The following is a 12,992-nucleotide window of genomic DNA, read 5'->3' on the forward strand; positions in this document are numbered from 1 at the left end:
CGTGACCATCAGCGGGCGCGCCGTACTCCTGGCCGCGATCGGTCTGCTCCCGGTCGGGTTCTGGCCGGGCTGGGGATCGCTGCTGGGCTGGGCCGGGCTGTTCGTCGTAGTGGTCGCGGCCGATCTCCTGCTGGCGGGCTCTCCCCGGGCTCTACGGGTGCGCCGTGAGCCGGTGGCCACCGTTCGGCTGGGTACCGCCACCACCGCGTCGTTCGTGCTCACCAACGCCGGGCGCCGCAAGGTACGGGGTTCCCTGCGCGACGCCTGGCAGCCCTCGGCCGGAGCTGAGGTCGACCGTCATCCGGTCGATCTTCCGGCCGGGCAGAGCCGCCGTCTGGCCACAACTCTCACCCCCACCCGCCGGGGCGACCGCCGGGCCGGTGAGGTGACCGTGCGCAGTTTCGGCCCCCTCGGCCTGGCCGCGCGTCAGTTCTCCCTTCCTGCCCCCGGAAGCGTGCGTGTGCTGCCGCCTTTCGGTTCGCGTAAACACCTGCCCAGCAAGCTGGCCCGCCTACGGGAACTCGATGGACGCACGTCGCTACGGGTTCGTGGTCAGGGCACCGAGTTCGACTCACTGCGCGACTACGTCGGCGGCGACGACGTGCGTTCGATCGATTGGCGGGCCACCGCGCGGCGGGGGCAGGTAGTTGTGCGTACCTGGCGCCCGGAGCGCGACCGCCGGGTGCTGCTCGTACTTGACACCTCGCGCACGTCGGCGGCCCGGGTCGGCGACGAACCCCGGCTGGACGCCGCGATGGATGCCGCCCTGCTCCTGGCGGCACTGGCTTCCCGCGCGGGTGACCGGGTGGACCTGCTGGCGATGGACCGCAGGGTGCGGGCCCGGGTGGAGGGCGCCGGTCGCAGCGATCTGCTGCCCCGCCTGGTCACCGCGATGGCCCCGGTGGAGGCCGACCTGGTCGAGGCGGACTGGGCGGCGATCGTCTCCAACGTTCTCTCCCGGATGTCCCAGCGAGCACTGGTCGTGCTGCTGACACCGCTGGAGGGGGCCGCGATCGAGGAAGGCCTGATGCCGGTGATCGGCCGCCTCTGCTCACGGCACCGGGTGGTGGTGGCGTCGGTCGCCGACCCCCGGATGACCGCGATGGCCGACGGCCGTGGCGATGCTTACGCGGTGTACGGAGCCGCCGCTGCGGGCCGGGCCGAACTCGACCGCACGGCGACCACGGCAGAACTGCGGCGGATGGGTGTGGACGTGGTCGACGCCTCGCCCGAGGAACTGCCGCCGCAGCTGGCCGATCGCTACCTGGCGCTGAAGGCCGCCGGTCTTCTCTAGACCTTGGCCAGGAAGGCCAGCACCCGCTCGGTGAGCAGGCCGGCGGCCGACTCGTCGTACTCCCCCAGGCTGCCGTCGGCGAACAGGTGCGCCGATCCGGGATAGACGAAAACCTCGGCCTGGTAGCCCGTCTGGATCGCGAACTCCCGGGCCGCGGCCAGATCGCCCGAATCGGCGAACTCCGGGTCCGCATCCATGCCGTGCACCTGCGCCGGGATGCCCGGCCAGGTGCCGAACTCGGACGGCGGCACGAAACCGCTCAGGAAGAGCGCCCCTTTCGCCCCGGGACGGCTGGTGGCCAGCTTGGCCACCGGCAGGACCCCCAGCGAGAACCCGGCATACACAAGATCTTCCGGAAGGTCCTGGGCGGCGGCGACTCCGCGCTCGGCGATCACGTCGAAGCCGGTCGAGCGGGCGTGCGCCACCCCCTCGTCCAGCGTGCCGAACGTCTTGCCCTGGTACAGGTCTGGCGTGTGCACCGTGTGCCCGGCCCCGCTCAGCGTGTCGGCGAACTCACGCACCCCGGAGGTCAGCCCCTGGGCGTGGTGGAACAACAGAACTTCGGCCATCACTGGCTCCCCTCGAACGTCTGTACGGTCCGCGCCTCACCCTCCCACAGCCCGTCCGTGCTTTACCACCACGACTCAGCCGGGGTGCCCGCCGACCGTCCGGCGCGCGGCGGACGTCCCCAGGAGGGCCTCGTAGTCGGCGCGGGTGAGCGGCCTGGTGATCAGCGACCCGCCCGGTTCGGGGGCCGGTACCGTCTCCCCGTCCTGGATCAGGCTCACCGCCCGGATACCCGTCACCGAGGTCAGGCTCAGCACCACCTGCCCGACGGCCAGGGGCACCTCCTCGGCCGCCAGCACCTGCACACTGGCCGGCCACTCGACCACGGCCACGTCCTCCTCCCCGTCGAGCGAGGTCAGCCGCAGATCGGTGCCCGCCGGCAGACTGGACCGGAGCCCGCGGTTGCGCTCGGCCGTGCTCGGGCCGACCGCCAGCTCCTGCAGGACTTCGGCGGCAACCGTCTCCGCAGCTCCGCCCGGCACCGTCCGGTCGACCAGAGTCAGCGCGTCGTCCGAGGCCACCCAGGCGATCGGCAGCGACAGCTCGCCCTGGACCGGTGACGGTGAAACCGCGCTGCTGGTGGTCGGTCCGGGTTCGAGAAGCCCGTACGGCACCCGGTCGGCGTCCAGCACCTGGGCCTGACCGTCCTGCGGCACACCGCACGACGCCAGAGCCAGCACCACGGCCAACCCGGACAGCGTTCTGCACCAAGGCTTCACGGGTGAACCTCCGCCGGTTTCGCCCGACGGGGCAGCACGAGGACGAACCGGGCACCCCCGCCCGGCGCGTCTTCACACCACACCGCTCCCCCGTGCCGTTCTGCGGTCTCGGCCACCAGGCTCAGCCCCAGCCCCGATCCCGTCTTCGTACGTCCAGTGCCGTCGGCCCGGGCGAAGCGCTCGAAAATCCGCTCCCGGTCGGCCTCGGCCACTCCGGGCCCGGCATCGTCCACCACGATCTCCGCCGTCAGGCCGGTGAACCTCAACGTCACCGAGGTACAGCCACCGCCGTGCCGCTCGGCGTTGTCGACCAGGTTCATCAGGGCCCGGCCGATCGAGCGGCGATCGGCGAGCACCTCCAGGTCGTCGGGGGCCCGTTCCGGCCCGTGGTCCAGGTGCAGCAGGCTCTCCGAGCGGCCCGACTCGGCCAGCGCGAACCGGGCCAGCTCGTCCAGCCGGGTCGTGGTCAGGTCGACCGGCGAGGTACCGGCGTCCATCCGGGCCAGTTCGAGCAGGTCCTCCACGGTGTTACGCAGTCGCTGCACCTCGGTGTCGATCACGTCGAGCAGCTGGTGCGAGCGTTCGGGCAGATGCCGGCGCTGGGTGGTCAGCGCGTGCACCGACGTGGTGAGGGCGGTGAGCGGGGTACGCAGTTCGTGGCTCACGTCGGCGGTGAAACGGCTCTCCCGCTCGATCCGGCTGGCCAGTGCGTCGACCATGGCGTTGAACGACCCCACGATGCCGACCAGTTCCGGATCGCTGGTGGGAGGCAGACGAGTAGCCGTACGGCCACCGGCGATGGCCGTCGCGGTCTCGGCCACCCTGTCGAGCGGGCGCACCACGCGACCGGCGACCACCCAGCCCAGCATCGCCGCACCCACTGCGCAGACGCTGGCCACCAGCAGCATCACGGTGCGCAGAACGTCGAGGGTGTCGTCCAGTTCGTCGACCGAGGAGACCTCGAACACGGCCGCATCCACCGCGGGCAACGGTGTTCCCACCACGATCGAGCGCTGACCGCCCACGGTGGCCCAGGCGAAACCGGGCTGCCCCTCGACGACCAGAGTGCGCAGTGACAGCGGCAGATCCTGGTTGCCGGGGGCGAGAGCCGAGGAGTACCACTCCAGACCGACCCGCAAAAGGACGTATGTGCCCTCTCGGGGAGCCAGGTCACCGACCGCTTCGGCCGGGGACACGCCCGCGGTGAGAAGGCGCTCCCGCAGGACGGCGGCATCGGCGTAGGCCTGACGGGAGGCTGACTGGCGACGCTGTTCCAGCAGGTACTCCCGAGCGATCAGCAGCGTTGCCCCGGCCAGCACCATGGCCACCGCGACCGCTCCCGCCCCGAACGCCAGAGCGGTCCGCATGCGCAGGCCCGAGCGACGACGGCGGAACCGGAGGCGCCAGTTCATCCCTGGTCCAGGCGGTATCCCAGACCGCGCACGGTGACCACGATGCGAGGTGTGCCGGGATCGGGCTCGACCTTGGCCCGCAGCCGGCGGATGTGGACGTCGACGATCCGCTCGTCACCGAAGTATCCCCTGTCCCAGACCTTCTCGAGCAGCTGCTGACGGCTCAGCACCCGCCCGGAGGCCGCCGCGAGCTCGCAGAGCAGCCGGAACTCGGTGACCGTCAGGTGCACCGGGGCATCGTTGCGGCGCACCTGGCCGGCCTCGGGGTAGAGCACGATCTGGTCGCCGAGCGCGATCTGGGTACCCCCGGGGGCCTGGCGGTCGGGGGTGAGCACCCGACCGCGCCGCCGCAGAGCCCGTAGCCGGGCAGTGACCTCGCGGACCTCGAAGGGCTTGGTGACGTAGTCGTCGGCTCCGGCCTCCAGGGCAGCGACGATGTCGTAGGTGTCGCTGCGTGCACTGATCACCACGATCGGCACGTCCGACTGCTCGCGCACCCGGTGGATGAACGTGGTGCCGTCCATCCCACCGAGCATCAGGTCGACCAGCATCACCGTGAAGTCCTCACCCCGGGCGTGCTGCAGCGCCGTCTCGGCCCGCTCGAACTCCTCGACCTCGTAACCCTCGTCCTCGAGAACCAGGCGCAGCGCGAGCCGGATGCTGTGGTCGTCCTCCAGCAAGAGCAGCCGCATGGACCCATCGTGCCAGCTGGCGCCGGCGCTACCGGCCGACTGTCGGTCACCGGCGGATCGTCACGAAACCGCAAAGAAGCCGTCCACCCGTTCGCAAAACGCCTCGAGCAGGCTCGACGCGTGGTGTTCGAGGCAGGCAGGCGAACTCCCGGCCGCGCGAAGAACGGTCTCCGCGCGGTCCGGGTTCCGACTGCGCCCAGCCCCACGGCCGCCGACGGAGCCGGCCGCGAGCCCGTGTCGGTCCGGCTCGGCGAGCCGATCCGTTCCGCGGACGTCGCCGGGCTGCGGGCCGGGGTGGCGACGGCACTGCGATCCCCGTCGCCGACGGTCGTCGTCGACGTCTCCGACGTACGCCGGCTCTCCTCCACCACGGTGACCGCCCTGCTCTGGGCCCAGCGGCGCTGCCGGGCCCGGGGTGGGGCCGTCCTGCTGCGTGGACTCAGCCGGCAGGGTGAGCGCAGTCTGCGCCGCAGTGGCCTGGACCAGGTGCTGGCCCACGAACCGCAGTCCGAGGAACGGCGGCGAGCCACATGATCGATACCGTGCGCGCATCCCGGCCGTCCTACCCGTGGGCCCGGCCGGCCGGAGAGGGCTGGGAACCACTGATCCTGCAGCGGGACCCGGCCGTCGCGGTAGCTCTGCGCACCACGACCGGGCTGCGCCTGGTGGTGTGCGAGGCCCAGACCGAGGGGGATGCCGACCGGCTCCGGTCGAGGGTGCTGGACCGGGCCATGGCGGTGGCCGGTCTGTCCGAACTGGCCGAGGAGTTGCGGCGCGACCCGGACGAGGCCGCCTCTGGGGTGGCGGTGGCCGACCTGTCCGACGACGGCCTGCTCACCCTGCTCGTGCACGACGCCCCGCCGGCTCTGCTGCTGAGTCCGGGGCGGCCGGCCCGGCTGCTCGGGGACATGGGGGCACGGCGTCAGATCGGGGAGCGGCTGTCCCCGGCCGACCTGCTGATCGTGAACTCGGCCGGAGCGCTCGAGCGGCCCAGCGGTCTGCTCGGGGCGATCAGTACGCGGGTGCCGACCGGCCCGGAGATCGAGCACGTGCTCGACGCACTGGTCGCCCGGCCGGGCGCCGGCGCCACGGTCTGCCTACGCCGGCACGTCTGAGGTCTTCGGCGCCTTTCAGCCTGCGACCGGGCGGACGTCCCCGGCGAGTTCGGACGACAGGTCACCGGTCTCGCCGGCCAGGGCGGCGGGCCGGCCGAAGCGCCAGACATAGCCAATGAACGCCGCCCACACCACGAAGCCGATGGCGATGCGGGCCCAGGTCGGCAGCGGGGACGGGGTCACGAAGGCCTCTACCACGCCGGACACCAGCAGCACCACGACCAGGCCGATCGCGATCGTCACCATGGCGCGGCCCTCCTCGCCGATCGCCCGCGCCCGGCTGCGCGGTCCGGGATCGACCCAGGCCCAGAACACCTTGAGCCCGGCCCCGGCGGCCACGAACACCGCGGTCAACTCGAGCAGGCCGTGCGGGGTGATCAGGCCGAAGAACAGCCCCAGCCGGTCGTTCGCGGCCATCAGCCCGCCGGTCAGCCCGATGTTGACGGCGTTCTGGGCGAGTACCCAGAGCACGCCCACACCGGTGATGCCGAGCACGAAGCACAGCGCGGCCACCCAGGCGTTGTTGGTCCACACCTGGACGGCGAAGCCCGAGGCCGCGTTCTCGGAGTAGTAGTTCTCGAAGTCGTTCTGGACCAGCTGCTGGATCTGCTGCTCGGTTCCGACGGTGGCCTGCACCTCGGGGTTGGCCGCGACCCAGGCGCCGAACGCCACCGCGACCACGGCCGTGCCCAGCGCCGCGCCGAGCGCCCACCAGCGCGACCGGTACACCGCGGCGGGGAACGAGACCGCTGCCATCCGGGCGAACTCGCGGATCAGCGGCTCGTTGCCCCCGGCCACCGCGGTGCGGGCCCGGGCCACGGTGCCGGAGAGCCGGGCCACCACCCCGGCGTCGGGCGAGAACGAGCGCACGACGGAGAGATGGGTGGCCGCCCGCTGGTACAGGAGCACCATCTCGTCCACCTCGGCCCCGGAGAGCCGGCGCCGTTTCGTCAGCCGGTCCAGGCGGTCCCAGTCGGCCGAGTGCACCGCGACGAAGGCATCCAAGTCCACGGTTGCGAGCCTAACCGGGAAGACTGTCGTAGGCCCCACGTAGTCTGGCTCCTGTGATCACAGACCCGCTCGCCCCGCTGCCGGAAGAGTCCGGTGCCGCCGTCACCGGCCTGACCGGCGTCGACGAGCTGGACTTCTCCGACGAGCTGATCACCGGTGAGGCGGTGGTCCTGGAGCTGCGGCCGGCCTCGTTCATCACCCGGGCCCTGGCCGTCACCGCCGACGTGCTGGTCACGGTCGTCGGCATCCTGCTGCTCTACTGGCTCTTCTACGCCACCACCGGCGAGATCGACCCGGCTGCGGGCAGCGCGCTGGGCCTGGTCGCCACCCTGGCCGTGCTGATCGGCATCCCGATCCTCATCGAGACCCTGACCCGGGGCCGGTCCCTGGGCAAGTGGATGGCCGGTCTGCGGGTGGTCCGCGACGACGGCGGGCCGATCCGGGCCCGGCACGCGCTCATCCGCGGTCTTCTCGCGGTGCTGGAGATCTACTGGTCGCTGGGCGCCGTCGCGCTGGTCGTCTCGCTGCTCAACAAACGCGGCAAACGCCTGGGTGACCTGGTTGCGGGCACCTACGTGATCCGGGAACGGCAGCCCCGCCAGCTGCCCGCCGCCGTCCAGATGCCGCCCCACCTGGCCCCCTGGGTGCGCAACGCCGACCTCGGTCGCCTCCCCGACCCGCTGGCCCGCGCCTGCCGCCAGTTCCTGGCCCGCGCCGACCGCCTCGCCCCCGAGGCCCGCCAGCGCCTGGGCTGGTCCCTGGCCGGTCAGGTGGGCGAACTGGTCGCGCCCCCGCCCCCGCCCGGCACCCACCCCGAAGACTTCCTCGCCGCCGTCCTGGCCGAACGCCGCGAGCGCGACTTCGCCCGCCTCTGGCGCGAGTCCCAGCAGCGCGCCGCCCGCCGGGCCAGCCGCGCCGCGGCCAGCCCCCTGTCGGCCACAGGATTCGGCCTGCCTGACAACGACTGAGCGGGCAACGACTGAGCGGACGACGACAGAACCAGCGGAGTCCACCAGGGCCGGCCGAGGACGTCCGGCGACGCCCCGGGGTCTAGGCGTAGCACTGGTCGCCGGGGCTGCGGTTCGGGTGCCGCGCAGCCAGCGTTCGGCGTTCGGCGTTCGGCGTTCGGCGTTCGGCGTTCGGCGTTCGGCGTTCGGCGTTCGGCGGCCCAGGGTCTAGCCGTAACGCTCGTCGCCAGGGCTGCGGTTAGGGTGCCGCGCAGCTGGCTTCCGCGTCCGATGCCCCGGGATCTAGCCGTAGCGCTCGTTGCCGGGGCCGTGGTTCCGGGTGCCGCGCAGCCAGGTTCAGCGTTCGGCGGGCCTGGGATCTAGCCCCAGCACCGGTCACCAGGGCCGTGGTTCCGGGTGCCGCGCAGCCGGCTTCAGCTTTCGACGACCCGAGATCTAGCCCCAGCGCCGGTCACCAGGGCCGTGGATCCGGGAGCCGCACAGCCGGCTTCAGCTTTCGACGACCCGAGATCTAGCCCCAGCACCGGCCACCAGAGCCGTGGATCCGGAAGCCGCACAGCCGGCTTCAGCGCTCGACGACCCGAGATCTAGCCCCAGCACCGGCCACCAGAGCCGTGGATCCGGAAGCCGCACAGCCAGGCTCAGCGCTCGACAGGCCGGGATCTAGCCCCAGCACCGGCCACCAGAGCCATGGACCCGGGAGCCGCACAGCCAGGCTCAGCGCTCGACAGGCCGGGATCTAGCCCCAGCACCGGCCGCCAGGGCCGTGGTTCCGGGAGCCGCACAGCCGGCTTCAGCGCTCGACGACCCGAGATCTAGCCCCAGCACCGGTCACCAGGGCCGCGGATCCGGTTGCTGCGCAGCCGGTTCAGCGTTCGACGGCGAGGAGTGCATCGACCCCGATAGTTGCTGCTTGATCCGGTGCTGCACGCACGGGATGGTTCCCGAAATGCGGTGCTGCACGGACGCCATGGGCCCCAGGGTGCGGTGCTGCACGGACGGGATGGGCCCCAACGTGCTGTCCACGATGCGTGACGCCGGCTGGGCCGCGTCGGGGTCGCCCGCAGCCAGGTCACCGAAGAAATTGGCCTGAGCTCGGGGCGCGCTCATCAGGCCGCCCGCAGCCGCCTGAACTCCCGACCGGTGGTCGATGCGCTTCCCAGCGCGCGTCGTAGAGCGCGGACGGCCACGGCCACGAGTTCGTGGACCGACCAACCCGTCTCATCGCAGGATCCCTCTGGCCACCGCCTGCCTGGGTGTTGAGGCTTGTTCCTGCTGCTGGCTTGCCCGGGCAGGCAGACAATGGGGCAACAAAGTCGGGCTCTAGCAGGCTTTATTGCCCCGTTGTCCTAAGTCCGCCAGATCGAAGAACCCCGAGCGGGGGCCCACCCGACAAAACCGCGCCGGGCGCGCCCCCTCCCCGCGGGGAAGAGACGCGCCCGGCCAAGCCGATCCAGGTGCCGAGGCAGGATCAGTAGCGGTAGTGGTCCGGCTTGTACGGGCCCTCGACGTGCACGCCGATGTACTCGGCCTGCGCCTTGGTGAGCTCGGTGAGCTTCACGCCGAGCGCGTCCAGGTGCAGCCGCGCCACCTTCTCGTCCAGGTGCTTGGGCAGCACGTAGACCTGGGTCTCGTACTCGTCGCGCTTGGTGAACAGCTCGATCTGCGCGATCACCTGGTTGGCGAACGAGTTCGACATCACGAAGCTCGGGTGGCCGGTGGCGTTGCCCAGGTTCAGCAGGCGCCCCTCGGACAGCACGATGATCGAGCGGCCGTCGCTGAACGTCCACTCGTGGACCTGCGGCTTGATCTCGGTCTTGGTGATGCCCGGGATCTTGGCCAGGCCGGCCATGTCGATCTCGTTGTCGAAGTGGCCGATGTTGCCGACCACGGCCTTGTCCTTCATCCCCTGCATGTGCGTGGCGGTGATGACGTCGAAGTTGCCGGTCGTGGTGATGAAGAAGTCACCCTGGGCCAGCACGTCCTCCAGGGTGGTCACCTGGTAGCCGTCCATCGCCGCCTGCAGCGCGCAGATCGGGTCGACCTCGGTGACGATGACGCGGGCGCCCTGGCCGCGCAGCGACTCCGCCGCGCCCTTGCCCACGTCGCCGTAACCGCAGATCACGGCCACCTTGCCACCGATCAGGACGTCGGTGCCGCGGTTGATGCCGTCGACCAGCGAGTGACGGATGCCGTACTTGTTGTCGAACTTCGACTTGGTGACCGAGTCGTTGACGTTGATCGCCGGGAACAGCAGCGTGCCGGCCCGGTACATCTCGTACAGGCGGTGGACGCCCGTCGTCGTCTCCTCGGTGACACCCTTGATCTCGGCCGCGATCTTGGTGAAGCGGTCCGGGGTGGCGGTCAGCGAGCGGCGCAGCACCTCGAGGATGACGCCGTACTCCTCGCTGTCGTCCTCGGTGGTGGCGGGCACGGCGCCGGCCTTCTCGAACTCGACACCCTTGTGCACGAGCAGCGTCACGTCGCCGCCGTCGTCCAGGATCATGTTCGGGCCCTGGCCCTCACCCCAGTTGAGGATCTGCTCGGTGCACCACCAGTACTCCTCCAGGGTCTCGCCCTTCCAGGCGAAGACCGGCACACCCTGCGGGTTCTCGGGGGTGCCGTTGGGGCCCACGACGACCGCCGCGGCGGCGGTGTCCTGGGTGGAGAAGATGTTGCAGGAGGCCCAGCGGACCTCGGCGCCGAGCGCGGTCAGCGTCTCGATCAGCACGGCGGTCTGCACGGTCATGTGCAGGGAGCCGGTGATGCGGGCGCCGGACAGCGGCTTGCTCTCGCCGAACTCGGCGCGCAGGGCCATCAGGCCGGGCATCTCGTGCTCGGCGAGGCGGAGCTCGTGGCGGCCGGTCTCGGCCAGCGAAAGGTCGGCGACCTTGAAGTCGAACGTCATACCTTGTCCTTCGGCATCGTCGGATGCGGCTGGAAGACGGGGATCACCCGGTTGAGATCCAGTCGCAGGTGGGCGGGTCTGAGGCATGGCGGTGCAGGCCCTCGGAAATGCCGGGCAGGGTGAACCCGGTGAGAACGTGCGCCTTGCCAGACCCGGCGCGGCCCCTCTAGGCCGTCGGCATCACCTACGCCGGAACACGGTCCACGATAGCAATCAGGTCACGGTTCGCCGATCCGCCGGTCCGGTTTGGTTGTGCTCACCTGTGCTCACCGGGTCGCCCGAACAGCGGACGCGGGTGGTCACCCGGGCTGTCACCTGCGCCTGCGTCGGTCAGGACGAGGGCGAGGAGGCCGGGAAACCGTTCGTCGAACTCCGCGCGCCGCAGCCGGATGGTGCGCCGGGCGCCCTCGTCGCGCTGCTCGAGGAGTCCGGCCTCGCGCAGCACGGAGAAGTGATGGCTCAGCGTGGCCTTGCCCACGCCGACCTCCAGCGAACCGCACGGCAGTTCCCAGTCACCGGCCCGGGCCACGCAGCGCACGATCGAGAGGCGGACCGGGTCGGCCAGGGCGGTGAGCGCCGTCTCGATGCTCACGTCGTGGGGATGGACGTGCTGCGGTGGGCGCCGGCCGCCCACCCGGGGTGTCGTGGACATCGCCCCTCCCCTGGAACCGTCGCGCTGGAACCGGGGTCAGCCGGTCGGACGGCCAATCCTAGGCAGTGCGCCGTCAGGGAGCCGGGGTGACGCCGGAACGGCCGGCCTTGCTGTAGCCGGAGGCCCCCGGCCGGTGCCCGGGGGCGGGATCGGCCTCCGGCTGCAGCGGTGGCTCGGTGTACTGCCCGTAACGGGAGTGCTCGTTGGTGCCGGCGACCGCCTTGACCGCCTGGGCGGAACTGATCACCAGGGCGCCGACCAGGGCCAGCGAGGCGACGACGACGACCGTGGCGGCCAGCCGGGACCGCCGGGACCAGCGGCCGAACCAGCCGAAGCGCTGCGGCTCGGCGCCGTCGGGGTACTGCGTCCAGCGGTCCGGCCGGCGGCCCGCCAGAGGATGGTCGTGCGGCAGGACAGGTCGGAGCGTGCGGGGTGCGGGATGAGCGCGCACGACGGCCTCCTGACTCGAAGTGACAGATATCTGAACAAGGTGGGGCTGCGGAACGGCTCCGACGCTACCCACAGAACCCGAATCGACGGTCAAATGCCTGCTAGGCCAGCGTTATCGGCGTCCACATCGTTAAAGCACTCCTATGTCAACGGCTACCCAGCCACAAAGACCGACGACGTGCCCCCCTGCACCATCAGGGGGACACGTCGTCGTAGGGCCTTCTCGTCAGTTCGCCGGGACGCCGGCCGGCCCACCGGTGCCGCGAGCGATGTCGGGCTCGAGGAAGATCAGCTTGGCGGTCGGGACGGCGGCCCGGACCCGTGCCTCGGCCTCGTCGATCGCCTCGGCCACCTCCACCGCCGACTCCGTCGGCACCACCGCGATCTTCGCCGCCACCATCAGCTCCTCCGGCCCGACGTACAGCGTGCGGATGTGGATCACCCCGTGCACCCCGGCCCCGACCAGGGCGGTCTTGATCCGGTCCAGGTCCTCGGCCGAGGCCCCCTCGCCGACCAGCAGCGAAGACGTCTCCAGGGCGAGGATCACGGCCACCGCGATCAGCAGCAGACCGATCATCGCGCTGCCCACCGCGTCCCACCGGCCGTCGTGCGTGGCCAGCGTCATCCCCACGCCGAACAGGGCGAACACCAGACCGGTGAGCGCCGCCGTGTCCTCCAGCAGCACCACCGGCAGCTCCGGCGACTTGGTCTCGCGGATGAACCGCCACCAGTTGCGGCCCTCACGGTGCGGGGTGGCCTCGTGCACGGCGGTGCGCAGGCTGAACCCCTCCATCGCGATCGCCGCCACCAGCACGGCCACCGGGACCCACTGCCAGTTCTCGATCGGCTCCGGGTGGTCCCACTTGTGCCAGGCCTCGTAGAGGGCGAAGAGGCCACCCACGCTGAACAGGATCACCGACACCAGGAAGGCGAACAGGTACCGGGAACGGCCGTAGCCGAACGGGTGCTCCTCGTTCGGCTTCTTCTTCGCCCGTCGGCCACCGACCAGCAGCAGCACCTGGTTGCCGGAGTCGGCCACCGAGTGGATGCCCTCGGCCAGCATCGAGCTGGATCCGGTCAGCCCGAAGGCGACGAACTTGGTCGCGGCGATACCCAGATTGGCGGACAGTGCCGCGATGATCGCCTTGGAGCCACCCTCGGTGGACATGGTTCGTCGTTCTCCCGCCTCTACACAGCTGTGAGC

14 protein-coding genes are annotated in these 12,992 nt (G+C 71.2%); 4 read left to right on the forward strand and 10 right to left on the reverse strand.

Annotated elements, in window-relative coordinates; translation table 11 throughout:
- The first annotated feature begins 1 nt into the window (after position 1).
- A complete protein-coding gene (locus tag LWF15_RS05000) occupies positions 2–1,294 on the forward strand; it encodes a DUF58 domain-containing protein (RefSeq protein WP_232809166.1) in 1,293 nt (430 codons plus the stop codon).
- Here LWF15_RS05000 and LWF15_RS05005 read toward each other — a convergent pair.
- From LWF15_RS05005 to LWF15_RS05020, 4 genes are all read right to left on the reverse strand, one after another.
- Positions 1,291–1,863: a dienelactone hydrolase family protein gene (locus tag LWF15_RS05005; RefSeq protein WP_232809167.1), complete on the reverse strand. Its 573-nt coding sequence runs from the start codon at positions 1,861–1,863 to the stop codon at positions 1,291–1,293. The genes LWF15_RS05000 and LWF15_RS05005 overlap by 4 nt on opposite strands.
- Before the next feature lie 75 nt (positions 1,864–1,938).
- Positions 1,939–2,580, reverse strand: coding sequence for a GerMN domain-containing protein (locus LWF15_RS05010; RefSeq protein WP_232809168.1), 642 nt, complete (start codon positions 2,578–2,580; stop codon positions 1,939–1,941).
- Complete coding sequence (locus LWF15_RS05015; RefSeq protein ID WP_232809169.1) at positions 2,577–3,992, reverse strand: HAMP domain-containing sensor histidine kinase; 1,416 nt, start codon at positions 3,990–3,992, stop codon at positions 2,577–2,579. The genes LWF15_RS05010 and LWF15_RS05015 overlap by 4 nt, the downstream gene beginning before the upstream one ends.
- Positions 3,989–4,684: a response regulator transcription factor gene (locus LWF15_RS05020; protein WP_232809170.1), complete on the reverse strand. Its 696-nt coding sequence runs from the start codon at positions 4,682–4,684 to the stop codon at positions 3,989–3,991. Before LWF15_RS05020 ends, LWF15_RS05015 begins: the two co-directional genes overlap by 4 nt.
- Positions 4,685–4,804: 120 nt before the next feature.
- Between LWF15_RS05020 and LWF15_RS05025 the strand changes: the two genes are divergently transcribed.
- Together LWF15_RS05025 and LWF15_RS05030 are read left to right on the forward strand one after the other, a co-directional pair.
- Positions 4,805–5,218, forward strand: a complete 414-nt coding sequence (locus tag LWF15_RS05025) for an STAS domain-containing protein (RefSeq protein ID WP_232809171.1) — start codon at positions 4,805–4,807, stop codon at positions 5,216–5,218.
- 8 nt (positions 5,219–5,226) lie between these two features.
- A complete protein-coding gene (locus LWF15_RS05030) occupies positions 5,227–5,799 on the forward strand; it encodes a hypothetical protein (protein ID WP_232809172.1) in 573 nt (190 codons plus the stop codon).
- Between the two features lie 15 nt (positions 5,800–5,814).
- Here the strand turns inward: LWF15_RS05030 and LWF15_RS05035 are convergent, their stop codons facing one another.
- A complete protein-coding gene (locus LWF15_RS05035) occupies positions 5,815–6,810 on the reverse strand; it encodes a stage II sporulation protein M (RefSeq protein WP_232809173.1) in 996 nt (331 codons plus the stop codon).
- Positions 6,811–6,863: 53 nt separating this feature from the next.
- Between LWF15_RS05035 and LWF15_RS05040 the strand changes: the two genes are divergently transcribed.
- Positions 6,864–7,778 carry an RDD family protein gene (locus LWF15_RS05040; protein ID WP_232809174.1) on the forward strand — a complete coding sequence of 305 codons (915 nt, stop codon included), beginning with the start codon at positions 6,864–6,866 and terminating at the stop codon, positions 7,776–7,778.
- Positions 7,779–8,609: 831 nt separating this feature from the next.
- Here the strand turns inward: LWF15_RS05040 and LWF15_RS05045 are convergent.
- The 5 genes from LWF15_RS05045 to LWF15_RS05065 form a co-directional block, all read right to left on the reverse strand.
- Positions 8,610–8,888, reverse strand: a complete 279-nt coding sequence (locus LWF15_RS05045) for a hypothetical protein (protein ID WP_232809175.1) — start codon at positions 8,886–8,888, stop codon at positions 8,610–8,612.
- Between the two features lie 361 nt (positions 8,889–9,249).
- Positions 9,250–10,686: an adenosylhomocysteinase gene (gene ahcY / locus LWF15_RS05050; protein WP_232809176.1), complete on the reverse strand. Its 1,437-nt coding sequence runs from the start codon at positions 10,684–10,686 to the stop codon at positions 9,250–9,252.
- Between the two features lie 256 nt (positions 10,687–10,942).
- Positions 10,943–11,338 (reverse strand): ArsR/SmtB family transcription factor, encoded by a 396-nt coding sequence (locus LWF15_RS05055; RefSeq protein WP_232809177.1) that lies wholly within the window; start codon positions 11,336–11,338, stop codon positions 10,943–10,945.
- A 73-nt stretch (positions 11,339–11,411) separates the two neighbouring features.
- Entirely contained in the window at positions 11,412–11,789 is a 378-nt protein-coding gene (locus LWF15_RS05060) for a hypothetical protein (RefSeq protein ID WP_232809178.1), read from the reverse strand.
- 225 nt (positions 11,790–12,014) lie between these two features.
- The gene (locus tag LWF15_RS05065) at positions 12,015–12,956 is read right to left on the reverse strand and encodes a cation diffusion facilitator family transporter (RefSeq protein ID WP_232809179.1); all 942 of its coding nucleotides are present in this window, start codon (positions 12,954–12,956) and stop codon (positions 12,015–12,017) included.
- Positions 12,957–12,992 lie beyond the last annotated feature (36 nt).

The sequence above is a fragment of the Kineosporia rhizophila genome, from assembly GCF_021277265.1.
In the GTDB taxonomy this organism is placed as follows: Bacteria; Actinomycetota; Actinomycetes; order Actinomycetales; family Kineosporiaceae; genus Kineosporia; species Kineosporia rhizophila.